We start from the raw sequence: 25,516 nt of genomic DNA, 5'->3' as shown, positions 1-25,516 counted from the left end.
CAGAAAAAAGGAGAAGAGAAAGATGAAAAATTTTACATCTTATTTAAAAAAAGCATTTGGCATCACACTGGTACTGATCGTGCTGTGCGGAGTTGTTTATCCGCTTGTGATGACGGGAGCAGGCCAATTACTCTTTAAAAAACAGGCAAATGGAAGTATGATAGAAATAAACGGAAAGAAAGTCGGTTCAGAATTGATTGGACAGGAGTTTGAAGGGGAACAGTATTTTCAGGGAAGAGTTTCTTCGGTAAATTATAATGTATATTCAGAGAAAGAAAAAGAGGACGGCACTTACACAGGACCGGCTTCCGGTTCTTACAACTATGGAAGCACGACGGAAGAACTTCAGACGCGCGTGGAAAAAGATATGGAAGCATTTCAAAAGAAGTATGAGAATGCTACAGGAAAAGAATTGGAAGGAGAGGTACCAGCAGATCTTCTGACCGCTTCCGGTTCCGGGTTAGATCCTCATATTAGTCCAGCATCCGCTAAAGTCCAGATTCCGATTGTAGTTGCAAACAGTGGACTTTCTGAGGAAGAAGTGGAAACAATCGTAGAAGAGAATACAGAACATAAGTTTCTCGGAATCTTCGGAGAAGAGAAGGTAAATGTGTTGAAGTGTAACATCGAGATTGCCGAGAAGATGGGAGTTACATTGGATGAATAAAAAAGAAACAGGACAGATGTGTATATTTTTAGGTTATGCGGCGGGAGTCGGAAAGACTTACGCCATGCTGGAAGCGGCGCATGATCTGAAGAAAAGCGGTGTGGATGTGGTTGCCGGATATATTGAACCGCATGAGCGTGCAGAGACAAGGAGCAAAGAAGAGGGGCTGGAAAAAATTCCACCCCTTCTTGTCGATTATAAAGGAATCAAACTGAGAGAGGTAGATTTAAACGGAATTTTAAAGAGAAATCCGGAAGTAGTTTTGATTGATGAATTAGCTCACACAAATGCGCCGGGCATGTGCCATCAGAAACGGTATGAAGACATTGAAGAGATTTTAAACGCAGGAATTGATGTCTATACGACCGTTAATATACAGCACCTGGAAAGTTTGAACGATATCGTAGGAAAGATTTCCGGAATACACGTCAAGGAGCGGATTCCAGATTTTATTTTTGATAGGGCAACACAGATTAAGCTGATTGATATTGAGCCGGACGTGCTGATCCAGCGTCTCAAAGACGGGAAAATTTATAAATCTACACAGGCAGAGCGGGCACTTCATAACTTTTTTGCGAAAGAAAAGCTGATTGCTCTTCGAGAAATCACACTTCGGAGGACTGCAGATAAAGTCAACCGGGAGGCAGCGAAAGGACAACAGGCAGTGTCGGGAGATGAGAAGCGGGAAATTTATCAAGGGGAACATATTCTTGTCTGTATTTCTCCGGCACCAAGTTGCGAGAAAGTCATCCGCAGCGCATCGAGGCTTGCCTATGCCTTTCAGGGAAAATTTACCGCACTGTATGTAGAAACACCATCCCTGCAGAATGCGGATGAGAATGTGAAGAAGAAAAGAGATGAAAATATCAGGCTGGCGAGGCTTCTAGGCGCTAAAATCGCAACGGTCTTCGGTGAGGATGTTGCGTTTCAGATTGCAGAGTATGCAAGAATCAGCGGAGCATCAAAGATTGTCATTGGGAGAACGAGTCATCGCTCAGTACTGGGGCAGCGGAAGCGGAATCTGACAGATCAGATTGACAGCTACACAAAGGGCATAGAAATCTACATTATTCCGGATAGACAGAGCAACAAGAGAAAGTGGAGCGAAGAGTTCAAAAAGAAGAGAGGTGTTGATTCTCAGAGAGGGGAAGGATGTGGAGCAGAAGTGATAAAAGGGTTTCTGTCGCTTATATTGTCGACGGCAGCCGGACTGGGAATGCAGTATCTTGGATTTTTAAATGCAGACATTATCATGGTTTATCTGCTTGGAGTATTGCTTCTTTCTCTATATACAAGACGGTGGTTTCTACCGGCAGCAGTATCGCTGATCAGTGTGTTGGTTTTTGATTTTTTGTTTGTAGAGCCGTTATACAGTCTAGAAATCTATAAGAAAGGGTACGGTATGACGTTTCTTTTTATGCTGATTTTTTCTCTGAGTATTTCAGCGATCATTTCTAATGCCAGAAGACAAGCAAGAGAAAGTGCCAAGATGATGTATCGGACAGAACTTCTCCTTGACAATAGCAGGAGAATGCGCCGGGTAGATAATATTAAGGACATTTTAAAAGAATTGAGCGGTCAGGTGTTAAAGCTTATGAATCTTCCGGTTGTATTCTTCTTGAATAAAGATGGGAAAGCGGTGGGACCGTGGGTGTTTCCAAAAGAAGGAGAGTCGAGAGAAGAGTTACGAGGTATGATAGATAATCAGGAATGGGCAGTGGCAGACTGGGTGATTGCAAATAAGAAGCGTGCAGGCTGCTGCACACATACACTTCCGGGGGCAAAGGCGATGTATCTTCCGATTCAGACAAGTGATGAAATTTACGGTGTAATGGGAATTCTACTTGAAGAAAAACGACAGATTCCATCATTTGAATATGGACTTCTGACTGCAATGTTAAATGAGGCGGCATTAGTGTTTGCGAGAATCAATCTGGTGAGTGGACGGATGGAAAGAAGAAACGAAGAAAAAGAATGACAAATAGTAAAAATAGTATTAAAATCTTTATACGATTTTAATACTGGCATATTTTTCTTTATGCGGCGTTAATGAGTGTTAAAGTAATATAAAGAATACCGAGATCGAAGAGGAATCGGATAACTTTTTTCAGGAGATACTTTATGGACGTGATACAAAAAAAATTACATTTTTCTTCTCCGCAGATGATTATTTTTGGATTTATTCTTGTAAATCTGATGGGTTGTCTTCTGCTGATGCTTCCATCCTCTACAGTAGAAAAGGTAGGGACTTCATTTTCGGATGCATTATTTACATCAACGTCAGCAATTTGTGTGACCGGATTGGTGATTCATGACACTGCGAGTTACTGGTCGATGCAGGGACAGCTGATCATTATGGTGTTGATCCAAATCGGAGGAATGGGAGTGATCACAGCAGCTTCTGCCATTGCAATTCTTTCGGGGAGAAAGATCGGTCTGATGCAGAGAAGTACGATGCAGGAATCAATTTCCGCGACACAGGTAGGAGGAATTGTAAGACTGACCGGATTTATTCTGCGGGCGATGCTGGCAATCGAGCTTCTCGGAGCAATTTGCATGGCGCCTGTATTCTGTGAAGAATTTGGGATGAAGAAAGGAGTGTGGTATGCAGTATTTCATTCGGTATCTGCGTTTTGCAATGCAGGTTTTGACTTGATGGGGGTGAACCAACCGTTCTCGTCTCTGACCGGATTTAACGGAAATACTACAATCAACCTTGCAATCATAGCGTTGATCGTGATTGGTGGAATTGGATTTTTGACTTGGGATGATATTTGGCACCACAGACTACATTTTCACAAGTATCGTCTGCAAAGTAAGGTTATTTTGACTGTGACAATTCTTTTAATTTTGCTTCCGGCACTGTATTTTTATTTTTATGAGTTTGGAAGAACTGAGTGGACGGACCTTAGCGAAAAAGAGAGGATTCTTGCGTCTGCATTTCAGTCTGTAACGCCAAGAACGGCAGGGTTTAATACGGTTGATCTGAACCGTATGAGTGAGCCAAGCCAGTTGATCATGATCTTGCTGATGTTGATCGGCGGTTCACCGGGATCGACGGCGGGTGGATTTAAGACGACGACACTTGCTGTGTTGCTTCTTACTTCTTTTGCAGTTTTTTTCAGGAAAGAAGATGTACAGTGTTTCGGAAGAAGAATTCCGTCAGAGACAGTGAAGAATGCAGCGACCATTTTGTTTTTGTATATGTCCCTGTTTCTTCTGGGGGGAGTCGTGATCAGTTGTGTTGATCAGGTTCCACTCATGGGAGCGCTGTTTGAGACATCGTCGGCAATTGGGACCGTTGGATTGTCCCTTGGTTTAACACCTCAGCTGAGTCTGTTTTCCCACATGATTTTAATCCTTCTCATGTTCTGGGGAAGGGTCGGTGGGTTGACACTGATTTTTGCGGTTGTATCTGGACACCGTTTTACGAAATCAAAATTACCACAGGAAAAAATAACGATAGGTTAGGAGAAGAGATATGAAATCAGTATTATTAATCGGATTAGGACGTTTTGGGAGACATGTTGCCAGAAAATTAAATGAAATGAATCATCAAGTTTTGGCGGTGGACAAAAACGAAAAGAGAGTGGAAGATGCACTTCCATATTTGACAAGTGCACAGATCGGGGACAGCACAGAGGAGGCATTCGTACGTTCTTTGGGAGTACGAAATTTTGATGTCTGTATCGTTGCGATCGGAGATGCATTCCAGAGTTCTCTGGAAACGACAAGTCTTTTAAAAGATTTGGGAGCCAGAAAAGTTGTAGCGCGTGCGGCAAGAGATGTTCATGCGAAGTTTTTGTTGAGAAATGGGGCAGACCATGTAGTGTATCCGGAAAAGCAGCTTGCAGCATGGACGGCAATCCGCTATACATCTGATCACATTTTTGATTATATTGAATTGACACCGGATTACTCTATTTATGAGACGGAGACACCAAAGGCATGGGTGGGAAAGACCATCCATCAGTTAGATATTCGCAGGAAATATAATGTGACACTTCTTGCAGTAAAAAAAGATGATCAGATTAATCCGGAGATTCATTCCGATTATTGTTTCAAAGAAGATGAGACACTTCTTGTTCTTGGAAAAAATAAAAATGTACAGAAGTGTTTCCATATTTAATGGAATAGATAAGAAAATATAGCAGAGTCAGAGGGGCGGTCACAGGATGCAGAATATATGGATGATCATTGTATTTTTATCAGCGGGAATCATAGGCTTCTGGTGCATGAAGAAAATTGACAGTTTGTTTGAAAAAAATCAGGAGAAATATCTGCGAGAGTGGGAAACAGAAGATATGCTCGCAGAAGAAAGTGAGACAGAGAGCAGGAGCAGGGAAAAAGGATGGGCGGAGAGAAGTATTTCTCTCTACCATGAGAAAAAGGTAAAGCAGGAACAGAAGTACTATATGCTCTCAGACTGGGTAAAGACAGTAGTTGTAGCAACTGTAACAACAGTACTTAGCCTTCTGTTTGAGGAATTGGGAATCCGCCAGTCTAATATTGTGACAGTCTATATTTTAGGGGTGCTTGTCACAGCGGCGATCACAGCAAGTAGGATTTACAGCTTGACGCTCTCGGTGTTCAGTGTGCTGATCTTTAATTTTTTGTTTACCGCTCCGAAATATACGCTGAAAGCATATGATACAGGATATTTTATTACATTTGGAATTATGTTTTTATCAGCATTGATTACGAGCTCTCTGACGGTAAAGCTGAAAAATAATGCGAGAGAGGCGGCACAGACTGCATTTCGGACACAGATTTTATTTGATATGAATCAGCTGCTGCAACAGGAGCGGGACAAAAAAGATATTCTTGAAGTCACAGCCATGCAGCTGATCAAGCTTCTGAATCGAAATATTGTAGTCTATGAGGTCGAGAAAGCATCTCTTTCGGCTCCGCATGTTTATTATTGCGGTGAAGAAGAGGAACAAGAATCGTATACGACCGAAGAGGAGCGGCAGGCCTGTCTATGGGTAATGAAGAACAATCGTCATGCAGGGGCAACAACAAAGATGTTCCCAAATGCCAAATGTTTATATCTGGCTGTTCGTGTCAATAACATGGTTTATGGAGTGATCGGGATTGCACTTGGAAACAGTCCGATGGATACTTTTGAGAAAAGTATCGTGCTTTCAATTCTCGGAGAATGTGCGCTTGCGCTGGAAAATGAGCAGAGTATCCGAGAGAAAGAGGAGGCTGCTGTTATGGCTCAGAATGAGCAGCTTAGAGCAAATCTTTTGCGTGCGATTTCTCATGATCTGCGGACTCCATTGACTGTAATATCAGGAAATGCGAGCAATCTTTTATCGAATGAAGATAAATTTGACAAAGAAACGAAACTTCGCTTATATGGAGATATTTATGACGACTCCATATGGCTGATCAATCTTGTGGAAAATCTTTTGTCTGTGACAAGGATAGAAGATGGCAGACTGAACTTGAAGATGTCGGTGGAGCTGATCGATGAAGTGACTGCGGAATCCATACGCCATCTGCCAAGGAAAAGTGCAGAATATCAGATTCATTTAAAGAAAAATGATGAATTTCTCATGGCAAAGATGGATGTCAGATTGATTCTTCAGGTAATTATCAATCTGATTGACAATGCGCTGAAATACACGCCGGCGGGATCTGTCATAGAAGTTGCCTCACAGAAAAAAGAAAATATGGTGGAAGTGTCTGTCAGTGATAATGGACCAGGAATTAGTGCTGAGGCAAAAGAACACATTTTTGAAATGTTTTACACTGGAACACATAAGATTGTGGACAGTCGCCGCAGTCTGGGACTTGGGTTGTCGCTGTGTCGTTCGATTATAGAGGCGCACGAAGGAAGCATCCGGGTAGAAGACAATCATCCCCACGGATGCATTTTCACATTTACATTACCTGCAGAGGAGGTACATTTGAATGAATAAATTATTAATTTTAGTTGTCGAGGATGATACATCTGTACGAAATCTGATCACGACAACATTAAAGGCACACGGTTACCGCCATCAGACAGCTGCAAATGGACAGACAGCGATTTTGGAAGCATCCTCGTATAATCCGGATATTGTGCTTTTGGATCTGGGATTGCCGGATATGGATGGAGTAGAGATCATCCGAAAGATTCGCTCTTGGTCTAATATGCCGATTATTGTGATCAGTGCCAGAAGTGAGGACAATGATAAGATTGTGGCGCTGGATGCGGGGGCAGACGATTATCTGACGAAACCATTTTCCGTAGAAGAATTGCTTGCAAGGCTGCGGGTGACACAGAGAAGACTTGCAATCATGCAAGGGGGAACCCAGGAAGAAAAGTCCACCTTCACAAACGGAAAACTGATGCTGGACTACGGCGCGGGATGTGCTTATATGGATGGAAAGGAATTACACTTGACACCGATTGAATATAAATTATTATGCCTGCTATCAAAACATGTCGGAAAGGTGTTGACACATACTTATATTACGCAGGAGATATGGGGCAGAAGCTGGGAGAACGACGTGGCATCGCTGCGTGTATATATGGCGACACTCCGCAAGAAGATCGAGAGCGAGCCGGATATGCCCCAGTATATCCAGACACATATCGGGGTGGGTTACCGGATGTTGCGAGTAGAATAATATATAGAGGAAAGAAAAACTTCTGAAATTCTTCCCCAGTCTGTCTTGAGAAAATCTATTGGAATCGATATAATGGGAAAGATGATAAAGATGAGGAGAATTGCAGATGAACATAATTAATATAGAGCATATCAGTAAAGTGTTTGGAGAGAAGCAAGTGTTTGATGATATTTCCTGTGGGATTCATCAGGGAGATAAAATTGGAATTATCGGAATCAATGGAACTGGCAAGACAACACTTCTGAAAATAATTGCAGGGCTGGAAGAGCCGGATCAGGGACAAGTGATTTTTCAAAAGGGACTTCGTGTCACCTATCTTCCGCAGTCGCCGAAGTTCCCGGAGCATGCAACAGTTCTTTCCTATGTGGCAGACGGTGCCGATGGAGCAGACTGGGGAAGAGAGAGTGAAGCAAAGAATGCGTTGAACCGCCTCGGGATTACAGATCATCACGAAGAGATTGATCATTTGTCCGGAGGTCAGAAAAAGCGCGTAGCACTTGCACGGACACTTGTCAATCCGGCAGATGTGTTGATTCTTGACGAGCCGACGAACCATATTGACAATGAGATGGCAGTCTGGCTGGAAGAGTATCTGAACCAGTGGAAAGGTGCGATCATCATGGTCACACATGACCGCTATTTTCTGGATCGGGTGACAAATAAGATTTTAGAGATCGACCATGGGAAATTATATTCCTACACGGCAAATTATTCACAGTTTCTGGAATTGAAAGCACAAAGAGAGGAGATGGAACTTGCCTCTGAGCGGAAAAGACAGAGCGTTCTCAGGATGGAACTGGAGTGGGCCAAGAGAGGATGCCGTGCCCGTACAACGAAGCAGAGAGCAAGGTTGGAGCGGCTTGAGGCACTGAAGAATGGAAAAGCTCCGGTCAGAGATGCTGAGGTTGAGATGGATTCTGTGGAAACGAGGATGGGAAAGAAGACGATCGAGCTGCACCATATTTCTAAGAGTTATGGGCAGAAAAAGCTGATCGATGATTTTGAGTATATTGTACTGAAAAATCAGCGGCTTGGGATCATTGGATCAAACGGATGTGGAAAATCTACATTGATGAAGATCATTACCGGGAAAGAAGAACCGGATCAGGGAACGGTGGAGATTGGCGATACCGTCAAGATTGGATATTTCGCGCAGGAAGTCACGGAGATGGATGAGAATCAGCGCGTGATCGATTATATCAAAGATGTGGCAGAATATGTTCCGACAAAAGATGGCAGAATTACAGCTTCACAGATGTTGGAGCGATTCTTATTTACTCCTGCAATGCAGTATACCCCGATCGGAAAGCTGTCCGGAGGGGAGAGGAGAAGGTTGTATCTTTTAAAAGTATTGATGGATGCTCCAAATGTATTGATTCTCGATGAGCCGACGAATGATCTTGATATTCCAACGCTGACCATCCTTGAGGACTATCTAGACTCTTTTTTGGGAATTGTGATCACAGTATCTCATGATCGGTATTTCCTTGATAATATTGCAGATCGTATCTTTGCATTTGAGGCTGGCGGAAAGCTTGTACAGTACGAAGGTGGTTACACGGATTATCTTGAAGCGAAAGAGCGCAAGAATGGGACTGTTGTCAGAGAATCTGAGGAATCCGCAAAGAAAAAGGCGGATCGAAAGAATTGGAAAAAGGATGCTCCGGAAAAGTTGAAATTTACTTATAAAGAACAAAAAGAATATGAGACGATCGATGATGAGATAGCATCTTTGGAGCAGAAAATCGAGGAGTTGGATGAGCAGATGATGCAATATGCTACAAATTCAGCGAAGCTTTCGGAAATCACCGAACAGAAAGAAGCTGCAGAAGCTGCATTGGAAGAGAAGATGGAGCGGTGGGTATATTTAAATGATCTTGCAGAGCGAATTGAAAATCAGAAAAGTCTTGCATTGCTGTAAAATTGTGCTACAATAAAACTTGGAAAAGAACAAGGGGAGCTTGCGAAAAGCAGGCTGAGAGTAAGCTGTATGCTTAGACCCATAACCTGATTTGGATAATGCCAACGTAGGAAAATACCCGGTAGAAGTTTATGCTGTGATAGTACCCGCGCGGATTATCACAGCTTTTTTGTTACAGAAATTCTTTAGAATCCTGTAAAATTAGAGTATTCCGTGCAGATCGTACCGCGACAGAGAGAACGGATGTCGCCGGAATAGCTATCGGGAACCCAAGAAGCGGCAGGCCGGGGGCACCACTTTCTGCCGCTATATAAAATTAATGCAAAAGGAGAACAAAATGAGAACAGCATTAACAATCGCTGGAAGCGATTCCAGCGGAGGCGCCGGCATTCAGGCAGATATCAAGACCATGATGGCACACCATGTATTTGGGATGAGTGCTATCACCGCATTGACTGCACAAAATACGACCGGCGTAATAGATATTATGGAGGTAACTCCTAAATTTCTGGAGGAAGAATTGCAGTGTATTTTTACTGATATTTATCCGGATGCAGTGAAAATAGGTATGGTATCATCGGCAGAACTGATGGAAGTCATTGCCCGGAATCTGAAAAAGTACAATGCAAAAAAGATTGTCGTAGATCCGGTGATGGTGGCGACAAGCGGCGCAAAATTAATGGAAGATACGGCGATTGCGACACTAAAAAGGACGTTACTTCCGATGGCAGATCTTCTAACTCCGAATATTCCAGAGGCAGAAGTGCTTGCAGAGATGGAAATCTTCACGGAGGAAGATATGATCGCAGCTGCACGAAAGATCAGTGAGGCCTATGGATGTGCTGTCCTGTGTAAGGGCGGACATCAGAAGAACGATGCCAATGACCTATTATATCAAAATGGAACATTTCGATGGTTCCGTGGAAGAAGGATTGAGAATCCGAATACCCATGGAACTGGATGTACGCTTTCCAGTGCGATTGCTTCCAACCTTGCAAAAGGCTTTTCGATGGAAGAAAGTGTAGAAAATGCGAAGAATTACATTTCCGGGGCATTGGAGGCAATGCTGGATCTTGGAAAAGGAAGTGGTCCGATGGATCATGCTTTTCGGGTCGAAGGAGTGTATTAAGAGAAATGTTCAGAAGGACTGATGTCCTTTCTGGGAAAATTTTCAGGCATGATTGTCAGGTGTGTTCCAACAAAAGAAAGAGAGGAATCACATCATGAAAAAACAAAAAATGAACACGAACCGAATGGTAATGCTTTCGATGTTCGTAGCTGTGGGAGTTGTCATTTCACCGATTTTGCGCGTGGAGGGAATGTGTCCTACGGCACATCTTGTCAACATTGTTTGTGCAGTGTTTTTAGGACCATGGTATTCGCTGCTCTGTGCGACGATGATCGGGGTTATCCGGATGATGTTCATGGGAATCCCGCCGCTTGCTCTGACCGGAGCAGTATTTGGAGCATTTTTATCCGGTGTTTTTTACCGTGCATCTCACGGAAAGATTTTCTGTGCTGTGTTTGGGGAGATTTTCGGAACAGGAATCATCGGATCACTTGTATCCTATCCGGTCATGGCATTTCTGATGGGAAGAGATGGGCTGAATGCATTTTTCTATACACCAATGTTTCTTGGTGCAACTTGTATGGGAGGAGCAGTGGCATGGCTTCTGTTAAATCAGCTCAGCAGAAGTGGAGTGCTTGCAAAAATTCAATGGAGTCTTGGAGCGAAAGTATATGACAAAGGAAATGTTAAGAAAAATAGCGGCGAAGATCGCAGTACTGGGGGAGCAGATCAGGCAGCATAGACCGCTTGTACATTGTATCACGAATCCGATTGCCATCCATGACAGTGCAAATATTGTACTGGCAGCCGGTGGTCGGCCGATCATGGCAGAGCATCCACAGGAGGTAGAAGAAATCGTAAGGACAGCGCAGGTGCTTGTTTTAAATCTTGGAAATATTACCGATGTGAGAATGAGTTCTATGAAGAAAGCATTTCAGGAGGCACTAAAGAATCGTGTTCCGACTGTTTTGGATCTTGTTGGGATCCAGTGCAGCAGTCTTCGATTGCATTATGCCAAAGAACTACTAGAGATTGGAAGTCCGACCGTACTAAAAGGAAATATGTCAGAGATGCGGAAACTGGCAGGGCTTTCCACATATGGAACCGGAGTGGACGCAGGAGAAAGAGATCGGTTTTCAGAGGAAAATGAGAAGGAAATCTTACCTGCATTTTACAGGCTGTCGGAGGAGTATCGGTCAGTTCTTCTCGTGACCGGTCAGGAGGATCTGATCATAGAAGGACCCCATTGCTACTGTCTGACAAATGGAGATGCTATGCTTGGAACAATCACAGGAACCGGCTGTATGCTTGGGGCATTGTGCGGGACTTATCTTACGGAAGCCGCAGAAAGCAGAGGACAGGCAGTGCTGGCAGCAGCAGCAGTTATGGGAATCGCAGGGGAATTAGGAGCAGAAAACAGCAGAGGACCGGGAAGTTTCCAGATAGCATTTTTAGATGCGCTATATGATCTGCAGGAAGAAGAAATTAGGAATCGACTTCGACTGCGGGAAAAAATCAAGCAGAATTTTGAATAGAAAAAGTGACAGATTCTGTCAAGGAAAAAATGGGAAAATAGAAGAGGTGGACAGATGAGAACAGGAAATCAGGTAGATCTTACCTTATATTTGGTGACAGACAGTACTTATCATACGACAGAGTCATTGCTTCGGACTGTGGAGGAAGCATGTAAAGGAGGTGTGACTCTGGTACAGCTGCGAGAAAAAGAGGCAGGCGGAAAAGAATATCTTGAGAAGGCAATTCTTGTAAAGAAGATTACCGATCGCTATGGAGTTCCGCTGATTATTGATGACAGGGTGGATGTGGCGATTGCATGTGATGCAGCAGGGGTTCATGTAGGAGCCAGTGATCTTCCGGTAGCTGTGGCTAGAAAACTGCTTGGACCAGAGAAAATTATCGGAGCTACAGCAAAGACTGTGGAGGCCGCAAAAAAAGCGTGGGAAGAAGGGGCAGATTACCTCGGAGTGGGTGCAATTTACCCGACAACGACAAAGGTGATCACGATTCTCACAAAGCCGGAGACATTGAAAGCAATCTGTGAAACTGTGCCGATTCCAGTGACGGCAATCGGTGGATTGAATGCAGAGAATCTTGAGATTTTAAGAGGATGCAAGATGGATGGTGTGGCGGTCGTATCTGCGATCATGAAGGCCGATGATCCAAAGAGAGCAGCAGAACATTTGAAAGAAAAAATCTGTAAATTGAAAGATACAGAAGGGAAATAGATTGCCGAAAAGGAAAATAGAATTCTTTGTAAAATCTTAAGAAAAGCGGTGCAAAATCTTAAAAAGAAGGTTCTGCACTGTTTTTTTCTGCGAGCTTTTGGTATAATGCTGATACATTCAAAAAGAATGGGAAAGATAATAAAAATATAGTAGAAAGAGGAGGCGTTAGACATGAAGAAAAAAAGCAGAATGATAGGAGTGCTTCTCGCATCAGTACTGATTTTAGGTACAGGTTGTGGAAAAAAGGAAAATACAACTAAAGAAAAAGAGGAAATACCGACTGTAGAAGGAGTTTATCTCACTTATGGGGAAGAACAGGAATTTTACATTTTTGCAGATATAAAAAATGAAACATTGTTTGAAGCAGAAATTCCAGATGGAAAGTTATTTGACAAAAATGGAGAAAAGATTTCCAAAGAAAATCTGCAAGCCGGAGATACAATAGAAATTTATGGAAATGGGGCAGTTACACAGAGTCTTCCGCCACAGTATGCAGGTGTGACAAAGATGATTCGTACAGAAAAGGGAGATCAGAAAATTGCTGAGAAATACCAGCCGTTGATCGATGCATTTTACCAGGCGCCAGATCCTTCTGAAATACCAACGCTCAGTATTGAAAATTATCAGAAGCTTGCAATCGTATCGACAAGCATTTCCCCTGTTTCCTATGACTGGAGTTACACAGAGGATGACGGGACAACAGAAAGTCAAAAAGCAGAAGAAGGGTCTATTTTGGAAAAGTATCAGGCAGGTGTACTCCCGGAGATTATCTGTGATGCGGAGGATAAGAGTCTGAAATTTATGTTCTCAAGGAAACCGGAGAAAGTCACTGTGAAAAAGTGGAGCATGGAAACACTCTCTGGTGAAGCGGCAGAGTTTACAGAGCAGGATGTCACGATGGATGGAAGTGAAGGCGAACTGAAAGAAGCAGAGGTGAATTCGGTATATGAATTGGAAGCGGTATGGGAAAATGGAACTGTGAAGTACGGGTTTACTGTTTCCGGAGCAAAAACTGAGCAGAAATAGTCATTTTGTGATAAGATTTGTAAAATGATTTGTGAAAAGAAAAAATAGATTGACAAGAGCGGGGAAACGTATTAGAATCATAATCAAGATAAGAGGGAGTAGCCAGACACCGTAAGGTGGGTTTGAGATCGTCACCCGATATCGAGAGGTATCCGTATCAAATGAAATGTGCAAGACTTTTATCGAGGCAGAAATTGCCCCGGTAGGAGTCTTTTTCTATTTTAAGAAAAAGTACATCTGGAATATATACCTGCCGGGAAATGTGTTTCGGCAGGATACCGCTGGAAGAAAAAAGAATTTTTGCCGGGAGAAAAGTGTGGAAGCCAAAAGGGCAGAAAGGATTTAGTTATGGAAGAAAAAAGGAAAGGAAATGTGCAGGAGGTAAAGGAGGCAATGGCAGCGGGAGTATGTGCAGTCCATTGCCTGGAAGAGGCAAAGAAAAAGTTAGAGGATGCGAAGTATTTAGGAATATGGGATATTCTGGGAGGCGGGGCTTTGAGCAGTATGCTGAAGCATAATCGACTGGAAGAAGCACAGGAATCACTGGAGCTTGCCGGAAAGAAAGTGAAGATGTTTGAAAAAGAACTGGCAGATATCTCCGTAAATGCGGAAATTCATGTGGAAATACAAAGTTTTGAAAAGTTCGCAGATATATTTTTTGATAATATTTTATCAGATTGGGCTATGCAGGAAAAAATTACGCGTGCATCAAAGCAGGTAGATGAAGCGCTTGAGAGGATCCGACAGCTTCTTTTAAGCCTTCAGATGATGAATCAACGATATCAGAAAGATGGAGAGGAGGATGTAGTATGGGATGTCTTGGAAATGTAATCTGGTTTCTCTGTGGAGGTGTGATCTCAGGGCTTAGCTGGCTTCTGACGGGGTGCCTCTGGTGTATCACAATCATAGGAATCCCGGTGGGGATGCAGTGTTTTAAGTTTGCGGCATTGTCGTTTTTCCCGTTTGGAAAGGAGATTACTTATGGAGGAGGTGCAGGTTCCCTCTTGCTGAATATCATATGGTTGCTTATCTCGGGACTTCCACTTGCAATTGAGTCAGCGCTACTGGGATGTCTTTTATGTATTACAATTATCGGAATCCCGTTTGGATTGCAGCATTTTAAAATTGCCAAGCTGGCACTGATGCCGTTTGGAAGTGTTGTACATGACAGTGTCGTTTAGTACAGCGGATAATTGTCTCTTCTATGTAGAATTATATAAATGAAAATGGATGCGGATCTGTAAGTGGCAGGTCTGCATCCATTTTTAATGATTTCTTATTCTTCATCGTCAAGCTCTGCTGCGAGCACGCCGGCAAATGAAGCTGTGACAACTGCAGCGATGACAGCTGCAAGAATAGAAATACCAATGATAGCTACTAACATAATAGATACCTTCTTTCAGCTTTCATTTGAATCTCATTATACCATAGAAATCTGCTGGTGTGCAATAAAGAATTGAGATCCCAAGAAAACAGAACAGAAATTCCGTATCCCCCAAATGGATGTTATAAGAAAAATAGGGAATTAAATTCTATAAAAATGATTTTGTGGCATATTTTCAAAGAAATAGAGAATGAAATACCCTAAAAATTTTTTGCCTTTTCCGCAAAAGTTGTTGTGACAAGATCTTTGTAAGGAACACGGGTTTTTAGTTCGCCGGAATCTTCCAGGATATCCTGAAGAAGTTCAAAGCTTTCTTCCTCAAAAACGAGATTGTTTTTCCAGGTATCCTGATCATAGTATCTTGTTACGATTGCTGTAATCGTATCAAGATCCGTTTCTTTGAATTGGGGAGCGATGACTTCGGCGATTTCTTTTGGAGAGTGAGCACGCACAAAATTCATTCCTTTTTGAAGGGCATTTGTAAATTTTTGAATGGTCTCAGGATTCTTTTTGAGATAGCTTTGTTTGGCACAGAACGCAGTGTATGGAACATAGCCGCTGTCAGTTCCGAGAGAAGCTACCACGTGTCCTTTTCCACCAGTTTCCAGAGAAGTAGCATGAGGTTCAAATTCTACAGTGAAATCTGAATCATCCTCAGAAAAAGCTGCTGCAGTAGAGCCAAAGTCAATATTCTGATTGATCTCTAGATCTTTGGCAGGGTCAATGCCATTCTGGCGGAGAATATACTCAAATACCATCTCCGGCATACCACCTGTCGCCATCAATATAATGTAAATAATTGTTCGATAATTGTTCAGAAGTCATTTGAACCGGTAGATCCGGTAGATATTGATGCATCAATACCGTAATCTCTTCTTTTGTTTTCGCAATATTGTAAGGTTTCAGCGGATTGTCCGTATCTTCCAAAATTCTCAATTCTTTCATCAGATTGATATAAGGTAAGATACTTTGTTTCGTTTTCTTAAATCCCAATGCTGTGATATGTTCGGATAAATATTTTGCTGAAGTGTAACCACGGTCATCTTCTGTAATCAGCTTCATTACAAGAGCGATTACAGTATTTTCCCGGCGATTCATCTCATCAGCAGGACTGTAATTGATTAAATCAGACAAACCATATTTTAAAGTAATTTCTGGCATTCCCTCTTTATCTACGTCAATTCTCTCAATCAACAGTTCAATATCTCTTCGGTCAAGAGTTCCACCTGCAATGATTTTATCAACTACATCCAATGCGTTTCTCAATTTGTCCTTTACATCCGGTGTTTCTATAGTAGTTTCGTTCAGTTCTTTTTCCTGCATCTCCAAACCATGAATCTGCGCCAGTAAATCCTTTTGCATAGAATCATAGGTTTCATGGATCAAATCCTCATTTTCAGATGCTATGGACAAATCTTTTATTTTTTGTGTTAAAAGTACCTTTAGTTGATTTTTTCGGTTTTGAATTTCTTCCTGAAGGTCCTGTCGTTTTTCTGCCAGCGTTTTCTTTTCTGCCTCAAAGTCCCTCATATCATATGTGGAAATCACTTCACAAAGTGCTTCTCTGCACAGTTTAATATAATTCAGCACATCTTCCATCAAATCATTTTCCTCAATCAAATGCGCTTTCTCACAATACCGCCTACCTTTTGTATTATAGGTAGTACAAATATAATATTTTCTTTCTCTGCTGGATGTTTGACGCTTAATCGGTGTCAAACGACTTCCACAATCTTTACAAAACAAACAGCTTCCAAAAGGATTGGGAATTTCTGAACCAATCCATTCCCCCCTGCTTCCACGATAATTCGTGCGATTACGCTTTTCCTTTAATTCCTGTACAAGAGAAAAAGTGGCTTTATCAATAATTGCCGGATGATGATCTTCAAAAATACACTGTTCTTCTTTTGGAACACGTTTATCCTTTCCATGTACTGTATTTCTGGCACGTTTTCTTAAACGAAAAGTTCCAATGTAAAAATCATTATCTAATAATTCTTTCACCATGCTGTCAGACCAAATGGTTGCGACTTTCTTTTTACTTATGCGACCTTCTTCAATTTCTCGTTCTCGCTGCACCATAGAAGGCGTTGGGATACCCTGGTCGGTCAAATAATTTGCTATTTTGCGATAACCGGATCCGGAGATATAAAGATCGTAAACCATTTTGATAAATTCTGCCTCTTTGGGAACGATTTTGATGATACTTTTGTCTTTCGTATCCCGACAATATCCGAAAGGTGGTTTTGTCATAAGAGTGCCTTCTTTTTGTCTAGCTCCGATCGCTCTTTTGATTTTCTTACTGGTATCTTTTACATAACGCTCATTGAACCATGTTTTAATTCCAATGGTGTCGTCGCTGGAATCAAAAGAATCGTAATTATCATCAATGACAATGAGATGTTTTCCGCGTTCCTGAAATTCATCCAAAAGCAAAAGAACCTTCGCATTATGTCTGCCAAGACGAGAGAAATCTTTCACATATACGGTATCAATATCTTTATCTAAATCAGCCATCATCTGTTGAAATCCTGGTCTGTCAAAAATATAACCTGATACTCCGTCATCTTCATACCATCGGTCAATAACCATTCCATGGTCAGATGCATACTGATTGATAATTAACTTCTGATTTTCTATAGAAACATAATTTCGCTTATCGTCATCTCTTGAAAGACGCACATATCCAGCATTCATGTCCTCATCCTTTCTGAAATATTATTTATAGAATAATGTAATATAATTATATATCGAAAAATCTTTTTCGTAAACGGATTATCATATAATTTTACAATGAATTATATTATTGTGAATAGTAAATATGGGCGAGAGAATGTCTCCCGCCCATAGAAATTACTGATTGATTTCTTTTATATGGTTTCGAATCAACGCTTTTATTCCATTATGTATATTTTTATCCGGCTGTCCATCTGCAAACGTGACAACCCGAAAACCTATTTTCGTATATTTCTCCTTATCTGCCTCAAAGTCTTCTGAAGATGTATAATCTGTTCGCCACAGGTAATATGTAGGTTTCTGCAGAGCTATCACACTCTTTCTATTTCTGATGTCTATACTAAGATATAAACATCAGATTATTTTTGTGCCTGTCTGCTCTATAATATTTTCAGTCTGACTTGATTCGGCAGTAGCGAAAAAGGTTTTCATTTTCTCTATTTTTTCATGGGCAATATCACTCCGATAGCTAGAACCGCCAACATATAACGGAACACACATTTCTAAAATACGATCGTAAATTCGTTTCTTTTCTATGTTCGTTTCTTCTTTTAATTGTTTTATCGGAAGATTGGTAGTTACGATTAATGGTCTGCCGGAGCGATATCTTCGATCAATTACGCTGAATACAATTCCAAGAGCATACTCGGAACTTCGTTCTGTGCCAAGGTCATCCAGAATTAAAAGTTCATATTTTGCCAGAGCATTGATATATTCTGTTTTATCCTCTAATGGAAACATATCATCAATAATTGTATTAAAATTTGTCATCTTCACAGTAATTTCCTGATTCAAAAGTGCGTTGGCAATGCAACCGGCTATGTAACTCTTTCCTGTTCCTATTGGTCCCCACAAGAGAAAACCAATATGATTTTTCTTCATATCGTTCCAGTTCGCTGTATATTCTTTTGCCTTCTCGATGGTGGTAGTTTCTTCTGCCAGTTCAAAATTCCAATCATACATTCGTGATTCTTCAAAACAGATTTTTCTATTTTTCTCCACTAATTCGCAATGTTCTCTTTCTTTATATGCCTTTTCTTCTGCTTCACGTTTTTGACGGATACATGCACATTGTCTGAAATGTTTTTTCATACCAAGAATACTGTCTGGAGGAAAATATGCCTCTACAGGTTCTCCACAAATCTTGCAATATGCTAATCCATCTGTACCTAAATATGTGTTTTCCTGCTTTATCATAGACTGTCGCCCTCCTCATATTCGTAATTTACTCCAATCTTATTACTAAAATTATATTTTTCTTTTACTTTACTAGGTGGCACATTTCCGACCATAGAAGAGGCTGTTTTCCGACTGAATGAAGGACAGCTTTTCATCCTCATGGAAGTTGTATTTTCGTCTGTCTGCTTTACATCCGGTTCAGAAATCAACTCTATACAGGGGATTCGCATATATAAATGATTTGGTTTTGAAAATCCTCCGGAACTGCGAATCAACAATCCATACTCATCTAATTCCTTCATGGCAGCTTTTACAGAAGTACAACATTTTCCCCATTTCAAAGAAATTTCTGTAATAGGAAAGACGAAATATACATACCCGTCTTCATTGAGCCAATGGTTTTTCTGTGAAATTCTGGCTCTGTCATATAACAACATATAAAGTAATTTTGCATTTTGAGAGAGTGGTAGCTCTAACAAAAATTTAGGGAACTGATAATAGGGAAGTATCTTTTCCGTTTCCATCATATATTCAAATTTCATATTTTCTTTTACCTTTCTGAAAAATTAAGGAGACGGATGCCGGCTTTCCCAAAGAGATTTTATGCTTTATAAAAATTCTCTTTTGATATCTCCTCATATAACGAAAGGAAAAAGGCTCATTTTACAGGGTACAAAGAAAAAAATTTATAAGAGCAAGATCCACCCATGTTTAACGTTATCGCGTTTCCGCATCCGTTTACCTTATGGGTTTTCTCTTGATGGGGAGTGACAATTCCCCATACCCTTGCTTATATAATCGGCTTACAAAAGAATTTGTTCGCATCACCATGTGTATTTTCAAAAAGAAAAAGACATCCAATTACTTATTGAATGCCTCAAAATAGAATTATGTTAATTATGATATTTTGCTGCGTACACCGCCGGTGTAGTTAATAAAAAAGTGGGTATGGGGAGGCGACAGTTCCCCAGCAAGATAAAACTCCGAAATATTACTTATATGGCAGAATGGCGATATTGTAATACGGGGTGGATCTTGCTCTTGATAATTTGGGAAAGAAAAAGTACCGAGAATATTATTTTTTACTTCTAGAAAAATAAAAGCAGCCTCATACTTTTTTGTACAAGACTGCTATTCAATAGCAATTGGAGGGATCCGACACCTATGATAACACCTGGCATAACCTGAATGCCTGAACCGAACCAAGCATTATTTCCAATAATGATGGGATATGCGTACTCTAATCCTTGATTTCTTCTCTCGGAATCAATCTTCTACCTTACGCACATTTTCAAGCATCTCTGCAATATCCATATCAAAACAAATAGATTGTTTTTTAATTTGTTGTGGGCAATAGGCTTCTCCATGATTGACGCAGGCATAAATTGCCTTTGGATTTTTAGCGGTCATCTGCCAGAAAGGATACTTGATAATAACGGGGGTGTTGCTGCCAACGCCAAGTTCCAAAAACAGAAGGTGACTTTCTTTGTGTCGCCTGATAAAGTCCTCATAGCGGCTTGCTGCTGAATACCACCCGTTGTCCTGTACAAAGGAATTATCACATCTCAAGTTCATTGTCATAGGTGCGCCGCAGACAGGACACTTCGGTATCAAGTCTGACGGAATTTTCATATTCTTTTGTGTTTTAATCATCAGACGCACAGTTTCTTCGTTATCGTAGGTTTTATCGTGACAGGCTCTGGAACACTGCCACAGACCATAGTCACCCTGTGTGTAAAACAATCGCTTTTTATCAAAACCGGCAAGTTGAAACTGATGGTCAACATTTGTAGTCAGTACAAAGTAGTCCTTATCTTTTACGATATTTAATAAATCCATATAAGGTTTTCCTGCCGTTATATCATAACGATTGATATAAATATGTCTTGACCACCACGCCCAATATTCTTCAAGTGTTTCATAGGGATAGAAACCGCCTGAATACATATCTGAAATTCCGTATTTCTTATGAAAATCCGGAAAATACTTTTCAAAGCGTTCTCCGTCATAGGTAAGTCCTGCCGACGTGGACATCCCCGCACCTGCGCCAATCACAATAGCGTCTGCATTTTTTATTTCATTTTTCAGCCTGTTAATCTGCTCGGAGCAACTCTCGGTAGATGTTGTAATCAAGTTCCTTAAAAACATTGAAAATCACCTCAATTTCACTGTTCATTTGTTCTTTGTATTGTTTTACTGTTTCAATCGCTATCTGTGCCGCCTTATCGTTTGGAAAATGAAACTCTCCTGTAGAAATACAGCAAAATGCAATACTTTTTAATCCTTTTTGCTCTGCCAATTCCAAACAAGAACGATAGCAGGAGGCAAGCAATTCCTTATCTTTTTTGGTAAGTGTACCATAAATAATCGGACCGACTGTGTGCAACACATAACGACAGGGCAGATTATAAGCGGGTGTAATTTTTGCCCTGCCTGTTTCTTCTTCGTGTCCCTGCTGTTTCATAAGCTTGGCACAAGCCAAACGAAGCTGCACTCCTGCAAAGGTGTGAATAGCGTTATCTATACAGCCATGATTTGAGCAGAAGCAGCCGAGCATTTGACTATTGGCGGCATTTACGATACCATCACATTGCAGCGTGGTAATATCCCCACGCCAAAGATATATTCCTTTTTGAACAGGCTTTAAAGCTGATAGAGCTGTAACTCCTTTTTTTCGTGTTTCTTCCTGCAAATAAGTGTCTTGTATCGTCAAGAATTCATCTGTTACAGGAAACGGCATACGAATATTAAAAAGCGAACGGAGCAAGGCTTTTTGTTCCTGCTCATTCGACGGGATTTCTAATTCTGTGTACTGCGGATGTTCTTTTAGAAGTGCCGCTATTAAATACTTTCTTCTTTCGGTTTGTGTCATGTTCTTATCCTCTCCGTATAACTGCTTTTTGTGGACAAATGCTTAAACAATTACCGCAATGCAGGCAGTTTTCTTGCCTTATTACAGCAGGGATTATCGTAAAATCAATACAATTCTGCGGACATACCGATTGACAGGCTTTACAGCCATTGCATTTATGTGTGATCTCATAGCCCTGCATTTTTGTTTGTTCGTTGCCAATCGTAAAAGAAACTCGTTCAATCGGCTTTTGGGAAAGGTCAAACCATTCACCGCTACCTTCATAGAGTTGAAAAACAGTAAGAGCCTGACGGGATTTTTCTGTCGGATAGATTTCATTCATATATGGATTTTTTTCAAAAAGCTTTTGTAAAGGTGCATTTCCGATTTCCCGCACCTTGCCACGGACAGAAATAGCCACACAGGACAATGTATCTCTGCCGTTCATTCCCGTTAATGCGGCATATCCACTTTTCTTTAAGCGATTATAAAACCCTTTTCCTTTTGCCGTTAGAAAGTATAATCCATTTTCATCGCCATCCATTATGTCGATCGCACAGGTAACGGGCAGTCCCTTGTCGTCAACTGTTGCAATAATAACTGAATGAATTTTCTTTTCTAAATAGTTTAATATTTCCTTTGTTTTCACTTTTGAAAACCTCCTGTGAAACAGAGTGGGGCTGTCCTATTGACAGCCCCGTTATCATAATCACTTTTGTTTTATTCACTGACAACACTAAAACGCTGCTGTATATGCTTACCGTTTTCCGCTTCATCAATCATAGCAATTGCATAGTCTGCATAGCTGATAACACTTTCTCCTTTTGAGTTAAGAGTAAGTTCTTCACCGCCAAGAATATATTTGCCGGTACGAACACCATCTGCCTGGAAATCTCCAGCAGGACTTAAATATGTCCATTTCACATCATTGCGCTGACGCAGCTCCCCTAAAGCCTTTGCCATCGCAACAGCAAGCGGTTTAAATATATCCGGAAAATCAGGTCCGTCGGATACGCAAAGAGTATGTTCCGGGTTTACATAAAGACTACCTGCCCCACCAACTATCAACAGACGAATATTTGTACCTGAAAGAATATCACATAAGCGTTTCAAAGAAGTACTGTGCTGAGGTAAAGTTTCTTCTGTCCATGCGCCGAAAGCATCAATTACAACATCACTGTCTTTTAGGTCATTTAATGTCAGATCGAACAAATCTTTTTCAAGAACTTCTACACCTGCAGGTACTGAATTATTATTACGAACAACTGCCTTTACATTGTGTCCTCTATTAAGCGCTTCTTCTACAAGTTTTTTTCCCTGCTTTCCTGCTGCACATACAACTGTAATTTTCATTTTAGTTTCCTCCTTCATCTTAGTTTGGCTGTTGCCAAAAAATTTCTCAAAAATGCTCATAATGGATTTCTCCTTTTGGATATGCTCAGAGCTTCGCAGCGGCCGTTCTCCTCAACTCTTGGCTATATTATATGGGTGTTGGTTTCGACTGTAAAGTAAGCACTTTATTGTGGCGTAGTTACCTAAAGGATACTATTGGGTAGTTACCGCGAGGAAACAAATGCGTAATTTCAGGCTTTTCCGGTTATTGGTGCAAGGCAATAAAATTTAAAAATTTATTTTCACTTGATTTCATACGGAAACATTGACCAAATCAGACTCATACAGTATAATTGAAACAAAGTTTCACTAAGAAACCATTGTGTGGAGGTAATCATAATGAGTGAATCAAAAACCGTAAAGGAATTGCCCGCTTGCCCTGTAGAAACAACATTAACTTTAATTGGTGATAAATGGAAAGTTTTAATTTTGCGCGACTTGCTCACGGGAACAAAGCGATTTGGTGAACTAAAAAAATCAATTGGAAATGTATCACAAAAGGTATTGACTGCACAACTTCGTGCAATGGAAGAAAACGGCTTATTAACCCGTACCGTATATGCAGAGGTACCACCGAGAGTAGAATACACTTTAACAGACTTAGGAAAAAGTCTGAAACCCATTCTGGACGCCATGTGGAATTGGGGAGAGGAATACAAGGCATCATTAAACTAAATACGCAATCCCGGTTGCTATAGATAAACCACCGCCTAAAGCTGTTGAAGACCAATCCTAAAGCTTTTTCCATCAATTATCTTGCGCATTGGTGTCTTTCGGGAACTTCAGACCATGCAGTTTTGCTTTTACGGTCTGTTTGCTCACAGTTACTTTCAGACTGTTTTCTTCTCCACCTCTCCTATAGGAAATCTGTACAGCCTCTTTCAGAATTTCTGCTGTCGCATCTTCTGTTATCCTTTCATGTTTTTTCAATCCTAGAATCCTGTCCAGCAGATACTCCATCTTACTGGTTTTTCTGTTCATGAAGAGGTTTTTTGTAAAGTACACCGTTCCTAATGATGTGATTGAGTTACTGAGTGGTGAAGGAACACATTCGTTTTATTACAAAAAAAGCCCTATCCATTCGGAACAGCGTATTCATAATTATTTTTATACTTGTAAACATTATTTATGTATTATCCACAATAAAATTGATGTATAATATTTATAGATTGTAACAAAGTTAAGGAGGGAGCGAATGGATTTAGAAATATATCAGAAATTGTGTTCAGAATCAAAAATTCTTTGGACACAGCATTGTCTGCAACGAATGCAGGAAAGAGATATCAGTCGTGCCGATGTAAAAAATGGAATTGCAACTGGTGAAATTATAGAAGATTACCCTGACGATTATCCTAATCCAAGCTGTCTGATTTTTGGATATAACGTAAATGGACGAATTTTGCATATTGTTGCCGGGTGTGATAATATAAATGTATATATCATAACGGCATATTATCCAGATACAAAGAAATTTGAAGATGATTTAAAAACTCGAAGAAAGAGGTGATGAATATGTGTATGTATTGTAAAAATAGTACAACTATCAATAGTACAACAACACACGTCGTAAATTATAAAAATTGTATTATTGTAATTAAAAATGTTCCATGCCTTGAATGTGATCAGTGTGGAGAAAAATATTATACAGATGAAGTTGCTGAACACCTTGAATTGATTGTTGATATGGCAAAAAAATTAATGCAGGAAATTGCAGTTATCGACTATCCACAGGTAGCTTAATAATTTCGGCGGAAATATCATTGCTGGTATTTCCGCCACTTCTTTTTATATATTCTTCGCACTGTTCATCCCATCCACCCAGTTACATAAAATTACAATACTCTCTAAATTTACATTAATATATGTACGCCACCTTTTCGCCCACCAAGTACTTTCTTTCCTTTTAGATCATCCCATGAGAAATCCGGCATTTCTTCCCGGGCGACAAGGAAGTTGCCTGCGCGCTGTGTCAGCTGTGCAAAGTTGACGACATAATCATTAGCCCCTTCGTTGTAAGTGTAGATGGAAGCTTCTGATCCCATAAAGCCGATATCTGCCTCGCCGGAGAGAACGGCGGTCATTGTCTTATCGGCACCAAATCCAGTAATGACAGTGATATCAAGACCCTCATCCTCAAAGTATCCGTTTTCGATTGCCGCATACATCGGTGCATAGAAAATAGAGTGTGCGACTTCGTTTAAAATGACTTTAGTAGGCTCTTTTTCTGTCGGTTGCTTTGTTTGCTTTTCTGTTTTTTCGCTGCCACATCCACTGACGGTAAGTGTGAGAAGAGCAGCGGTAATTAAATATACAATTGGTCGCTTTTTCATAATCTTTTCCTCCAAAAGATTTGTATGATTTCTATTAGTATATGAAATGGTAGAAAAATGTGTTTCCAAAATAGAACAATCGAAGATTGACTGCCAT

General features: G+C 40.7%; 27 protein-coding genes and 1 riboswitch. Of the genes, 17 read left to right on the top strand and 10 right to left on the bottom strand.

The genetic code is table 11. The annotated features are described in order from the left end of the window. Positions 1 to 22 precede the first annotated feature (22 nt). The 14 genes from kdpC to ACGG81_RS09775 all read left to right on the top strand — a co-directional run bounded on the left by kdpC (position 23) and on the right by ACGG81_RS09775 (position 14,728). Positions 23 to 667, top strand: coding sequence for a potassium-transporting ATPase subunit KdpC (gene kdpC, locus ACGG81_RS09840; RefSeq protein ID WP_116441304.1), 645 nt, complete (start codon positions 23 to 25; stop codon positions 665 to 667). Next, entirely contained in the window at positions 660 to 2,645 is a 1,986-nt protein-coding gene (locus ACGG81_RS09835; protein ID WP_390108098.1) for a DUF4118 domain-containing protein, read from the top strand. The genes kdpC and ACGG81_RS09835 overlap by 8 nt, the downstream gene beginning before the upstream one ends. Positions 2,646 to 2,788: 143 nt before the next feature. Then, positions 2,789 to 4,138 (top strand): TrkH family potassium uptake protein, encoded by a 1,350-nt coding sequence (locus ACGG81_RS09830; RefSeq protein ID WP_390108095.1) that lies wholly within the window; start codon positions 2,789 to 2,791, stop codon positions 4,136 to 4,138. A gap of 10 nt (positions 4,139 to 4,148) precedes the next feature. Beyond that, on the top strand, positions 4,149 to 4,796 hold the full coding sequence (locus tag ACGG81_RS09825) for a potassium channel family protein (RefSeq protein WP_008974955.1): 648 nt from the start codon (positions 4,149 to 4,151) through the stop codon (positions 4,794 to 4,796). 46 nt (positions 4,797 to 4,842) lie between these two features. Beyond that, positions 4,843 to 6,594, top strand: coding sequence for a DUF4118 domain-containing protein (locus ACGG81_RS09820; RefSeq protein ID WP_320852523.1), 1,752 nt, complete (start codon positions 4,843 to 4,845; stop codon positions 6,592 to 6,594). Further along, a complete protein-coding gene (locus ACGG81_RS09815) occupies positions 6,587 to 7,288 on the top strand; it encodes a response regulator (protein WP_009262347.1) in 702 nt (233 codons plus the stop codon). Before ACGG81_RS09820 ends, ACGG81_RS09815 begins: the two co-directional genes overlap by 8 nt. 106 nt (positions 7,289 to 7,394) lie before the next feature. After that, complete coding sequence (locus tag ACGG81_RS09810; RefSeq protein WP_320852524.1) at positions 7,395 to 9,209, top strand: ABC-F family ATP-binding cassette domain-containing protein; 1,815 nt, start codon at positions 7,395 to 7,397, stop codon at positions 9,207 to 9,209. 22 nt (positions 9,210 to 9,231) lie between these two features. Continuing rightward, positions 9,232 to 9,339, top strand: a riboswitch (TPP riboswitch). Between the two features lie 207 nt (positions 9,340 to 9,546). Then, the gene (gene thiD / locus ACGG81_RS09805) at positions 9,547 to 10,338 is read left to right on the top strand and encodes a bifunctional hydroxymethylpyrimidine kinase/phosphomethylpyrimidine kinase (protein ID WP_008974960.1); all 792 of its coding nucleotides are present in this window, start codon (positions 9,547 to 9,549) and stop codon (positions 10,336 to 10,338) included. Between the two features lie 94 nt (positions 10,339 to 10,432). Continuing rightward, on the top strand, positions 10,433 to 11,020 hold the full coding sequence (gene thiW / locus ACGG81_RS09800) for an energy coupling factor transporter S component ThiW (RefSeq protein ID WP_390108090.1): 588 nt from the start codon (positions 10,433 to 10,435) through the stop codon (positions 11,018 to 11,020). Beyond that, complete coding sequence (gene thiM, locus ACGG81_RS09795; protein ID WP_390108087.1) at positions 10,950 to 11,813, top strand: hydroxyethylthiazole kinase; 864 nt, start codon at positions 10,950 to 10,952, stop codon at positions 11,811 to 11,813. The genes thiW and thiM overlap by 71 nt, the downstream gene beginning before the upstream one ends. Positions 11,814 to 11,867: 54 nt before the next feature. Next, positions 11,868 to 12,521, top strand: a complete 654-nt coding sequence (gene thiE, locus ACGG81_RS09790; RefSeq protein WP_009262343.1) for a thiamine phosphate synthase — start codon at positions 11,868 to 11,870, stop codon at positions 12,519 to 12,521. Positions 12,522 to 12,692: 171 nt separating this feature from the next. After that, positions 12,693 to 13,547: a hypothetical protein gene (locus ACGG81_RS09785; protein WP_009262342.1), complete on the top strand. Its 855-nt coding sequence runs from the start codon at positions 12,693 to 12,695 to the stop codon at positions 13,545 to 13,547. Between the two features lie 348 nt (positions 13,548 to 13,895). Next, on the top strand, positions 13,896 to 14,378 hold the full coding sequence (locus ACGG81_RS09780) for a hypothetical protein (RefSeq protein ID WP_016438377.1): 483 nt from the start codon (positions 13,896 to 13,898) through the stop codon (positions 14,376 to 14,378). Continuing rightward, positions 14,357 to 14,728: a YccF domain-containing protein gene (locus tag ACGG81_RS09775; protein WP_390108084.1), complete on the top strand. Its 372-nt coding sequence runs from the start codon at positions 14,357 to 14,359 to the stop codon at positions 14,726 to 14,728. The genes ACGG81_RS09780 and ACGG81_RS09775 overlap by 22 nt, the downstream gene beginning before the upstream one ends. Positions 14,729 to 15,131: 403 nt before the next feature. On the opposite strand, the gene ACGG81_RS09770 is transcribed toward ACGG81_RS09775, so the two are convergent. The 8 genes from ACGG81_RS09770 to ACGG81_RS09735 form a co-directional block, all read right to left on the bottom strand. Further along, the gene (locus tag ACGG81_RS09770; protein WP_008974967.1) at positions 15,132 to 15,689 is read right to left on the bottom strand and encodes an ABC transporter substrate-binding protein; all 558 of its coding nucleotides are present in this window, start codon (positions 15,687 to 15,689) and stop codon (positions 15,132 to 15,134) included. Then, positions 15,679 to 17,628 carry a recombinase family protein gene (locus ACGG81_RS09765; RefSeq protein WP_390108081.1) on the bottom strand — a complete coding sequence of 650 codons (1,950 nt, stop codon included), beginning with the start codon at positions 17,626 to 17,628 and terminating at the stop codon, positions 15,679 to 15,681. The genes ACGG81_RS09770 and ACGG81_RS09765 overlap by 11 nt, the downstream gene beginning before the upstream one ends. Positions 17,629 to 18,021: 393 nt before the next feature. After that, positions 18,022 to 18,864, bottom strand: coding sequence for an ATP-binding protein (locus ACGG81_RS09760; protein ID WP_390108079.1), 843 nt, complete (start codon positions 18,862 to 18,864; stop codon positions 18,022 to 18,024). Next, the gene (locus ACGG81_RS09755) at positions 18,861 to 19,388 is read right to left on the bottom strand and encodes a replication initiator protein A (RefSeq protein WP_008974971.1); all 528 of its coding nucleotides are present in this window, start codon (positions 19,386 to 19,388) and stop codon (positions 18,861 to 18,863) included. Before ACGG81_RS09755 ends, ACGG81_RS09760 begins: the two co-directional genes overlap by 4 nt. 724 nt (positions 19,389 to 20,112) lie before the next feature. Next, on the bottom strand, positions 20,113 to 20,994 hold the full coding sequence (locus ACGG81_RS09750; protein ID WP_008974972.1) for an SIR2 family NAD-dependent protein deacylase: 882 nt from the start codon (positions 20,992 to 20,994) through the stop codon (positions 20,113 to 20,115). Then, positions 20,939 to 21,718, bottom strand: a complete 780-nt coding sequence (locus ACGG81_RS09745; RefSeq protein WP_009262328.1) for a protein-ADP-ribose hydrolase — start codon at positions 21,716 to 21,718, stop codon at positions 20,939 to 20,941. The genes ACGG81_RS09750 and ACGG81_RS09745 overlap by 56 nt, the downstream gene beginning before the upstream one ends. Positions 21,719 to 21,722: 4 nt before the next feature. Beyond that, on the bottom strand, positions 21,723 to 22,346 hold the full coding sequence (locus ACGG81_RS09740) for a 4Fe-4S binding protein (RefSeq protein WP_390108074.1): 624 nt from the start codon (positions 22,344 to 22,346) through the stop codon (positions 21,723 to 21,725). Positions 22,347 to 22,417: 71 nt separating this feature from the next. After that, entirely contained in the window at positions 22,418 to 23,050 is a 633-nt protein-coding gene (locus tag ACGG81_RS09735) for an NAD(P)-dependent oxidoreductase (protein WP_390110383.1), read from the bottom strand. Positions 23,051 to 23,428: 378 nt separating this feature from the next. Between ACGG81_RS09735 and ACGG81_RS09730 the strand changes: the two genes are divergently transcribed. Next, positions 23,429 to 23,764 (top strand): winged helix-turn-helix transcriptional regulator, encoded by a 336-nt coding sequence (locus ACGG81_RS09730; RefSeq protein ID WP_008974976.1) that lies wholly within the window; start codon positions 23,429 to 23,431, stop codon positions 23,762 to 23,764. A 72-nt stretch (positions 23,765 to 23,836) separates the two neighbouring features. On the opposite strand, the gene ACGG81_RS09725 is transcribed toward ACGG81_RS09730, so the two are convergent. Beyond that, complete coding sequence (locus ACGG81_RS09725; protein WP_318271586.1) at positions 23,837 to 24,112, bottom strand: UPF0236 family transposase-like protein; 276 nt, start codon at positions 24,110 to 24,112, stop codon at positions 23,837 to 23,839. Positions 24,113 to 24,284: 172 nt separating this feature from the next. On the opposite strand from ACGG81_RS09725, the gene ACGG81_RS09720 reads away from it, so the two are divergent. Both ACGG81_RS09720 and ACGG81_RS09715 read left to right on the top strand, forming a co-directional pair. Further along, the gene (locus ACGG81_RS09720) at positions 24,285 to 24,596 is read left to right on the top strand and encodes a DUF4258 domain-containing protein (protein WP_390108071.1); all 312 of its coding nucleotides are present in this window, start codon (positions 24,285 to 24,287) and stop codon (positions 24,594 to 24,596) included. A 5-nt stretch (positions 24,597 to 24,601) separates the two neighbouring features. Beyond that, complete coding sequence (locus tag ACGG81_RS09715) at positions 24,602 to 24,829, top strand: type II toxin-antitoxin system MqsA family antitoxin (RefSeq protein WP_008974979.1); 228 nt, start codon at positions 24,602 to 24,604, stop codon at positions 24,827 to 24,829. A 110-nt stretch (positions 24,830 to 24,939) separates the two neighbouring features. Here ACGG81_RS09715 and ACGG81_RS09710 read toward each other — a convergent pair whose 3' ends face one another. Next, positions 24,940 to 25,419 (bottom strand): ABC transporter substrate-binding protein, encoded by a 480-nt coding sequence (locus ACGG81_RS09710; protein WP_009262323.1) that lies wholly within the window; start codon positions 25,417 to 25,419, stop codon positions 24,940 to 24,942. Between the last annotated feature and the right edge of the window lie 97 nt (positions 25,420 to 25,516).

This window comes from Faecalimonas umbilicata (assembly GCF_042846195.1).
In the GTDB taxonomy this organism is placed as follows: domain Bacteria; phylum Bacillota; class Clostridia; order Lachnospirales; family Lachnospiraceae; genus Faecalimonas; species Faecalimonas umbilicata.
Note: the sequence above shows the minus strand (reverse complement) of the source record. Positions and strands in the feature narration are given on the sequence as shown.

Excerpts from the sequence above, each read along its gene's own strand:
- kdpC (WP_116441304.1), top strand. The coding sequence starts at position 23 with ATGAAAAATTTTACATCTTATTTAAAAAAAGCATTTGGCATCACACTG.
- ACGG81_RS09835 (WP_390108098.1), top strand. The coding sequence starts at position 660 with ATGAATAAAAAAGAAACAGGACAGATGTGTATATTTTTAGGTTATGCG.
- ACGG81_RS09830 (WP_390108095.1), top strand. The coding sequence starts at position 2,789 with ATGGACGTGATACAAAAAAAATTACATTTTTCTTCTCCGCAGATGATT.
- ACGG81_RS09825 (WP_008974955.1), top strand. The coding sequence starts at position 4,149 with ATGAAATCAGTATTATTAATCGGATTAGGACGTTTTGGGAGACATGTT.
- ACGG81_RS09820 (WP_320852523.1), top strand. The coding sequence starts at position 4,843 with ATGCAGAATATATGGATGATCATTGTATTTTTATCAGCGGGAATCATA.
- ACGG81_RS09815 (WP_009262347.1), top strand. The coding sequence starts at position 6,587 with ATGAATAAATTATTAATTTTAGTTGTCGAGGATGATACATCTGTACGA.
- ACGG81_RS09810 (WP_320852524.1), top strand. The coding sequence starts at position 7,395 with ATGAACATAATTAATATAGAGCATATCAGTAAAGTGTTTGGAGAGAAG.
- thiD (WP_008974960.1), top strand. The coding sequence starts at position 9,547 with ATGAGAACAGCATTAACAATCGCTGGAAGCGATTCCAGCGGAGGCGCC.
- thiW (WP_390108090.1), top strand. The coding sequence starts at position 10,433 with ATGAAAAAACAAAAAATGAACACGAACCGAATGGTAATGCTTTCGATG.
- thiM (WP_390108087.1), top strand. The coding sequence starts at position 10,950 with ATGACAAAGGAAATGTTAAGAAAAATAGCGGCGAAGATCGCAGTACTG.
- thiE (WP_009262343.1), top strand. The coding sequence starts at position 11,868 with ATGAGAACAGGAAATCAGGTAGATCTTACCTTATATTTGGTGACAGAC.
- ACGG81_RS09785 (WP_009262342.1), top strand. The coding sequence starts at position 12,693 with ATGAAGAAAAAAAGCAGAATGATAGGAGTGCTTCTCGCATCAGTACTG.
- ACGG81_RS09780 (WP_016438377.1), top strand. The coding sequence starts at position 13,896 with ATGGAAGAAAAAAGGAAAGGAAATGTGCAGGAGGTAAAGGAGGCAATG.
- ACGG81_RS09775 (WP_390108084.1), top strand. The coding sequence starts at position 14,357 with ATGGGATGTCTTGGAAATGTAATCTGGTTTCTCTGTGGAGGTGTGATC.
- ACGG81_RS09770 (WP_008974967.1), bottom strand. The coding sequence starts at position 15,689 with ATGGTATTTGAGTATATTCTCCGCCAGAATGGCATTGACCCTGCCAAA.
- ACGG81_RS09765 (WP_390108081.1), bottom strand. The coding sequence starts at position 17,628 with ATGAATGCTGGATATGTGCGTCTTTCAAGAGATGACGATAAGCGAAAT.
- ACGG81_RS09760 (WP_390108079.1), bottom strand. The coding sequence starts at position 18,864 with ATGATAAAGCAGGAAAACACATATTTAGGTACAGATGGATTAGCATAT.
- ACGG81_RS09755 (WP_008974971.1), bottom strand. The coding sequence starts at position 19,388 with ATGAAATTTGAATATATGATGGAAACGGAAAAGATACTTCCCTATTAT.
- ACGG81_RS09750 (WP_008974972.1), bottom strand. The coding sequence starts at position 20,994 with ATGTTTTTAAGGAACTTGATTACAACATCTACCGAGAGTTGCTCCGAG.
- ACGG81_RS09745 (WP_009262328.1), bottom strand. The coding sequence starts at position 21,718 with ATGACACAAACCGAAAGAAGAAAGTATTTAATAGCGGCACTTCTAAAA.
- ACGG81_RS09735 (WP_390110383.1), bottom strand. The coding sequence starts at position 23,050 with ATGAAAATTACAGTTGTATGTGCAGCAGGAAAGCAGGGAAAAAAACTT.
- ACGG81_RS09730 (WP_008974976.1), top strand. The coding sequence starts at position 23,429 with ATGAGTGAATCAAAAACCGTAAAGGAATTGCCCGCTTGCCCTGTAGAA.
- ACGG81_RS09720 (WP_390108071.1), top strand. The coding sequence starts at position 24,285 with ATGGATTTAGAAATATATCAGAAATTGTGTTCAGAATCAAAAATTCTT.
- ACGG81_RS09715 (WP_008974979.1), top strand. The coding sequence starts at position 24,602 with ATGTGTATGTATTGTAAAAATAGTACAACTATCAATAGTACAACAACA.
- ACGG81_RS09710 (WP_009262323.1), bottom strand. The coding sequence starts at position 25,419 with ATGAAAAAGCGACCAATTGTATATTTAATTACCGCTGCTCTTCTCACA.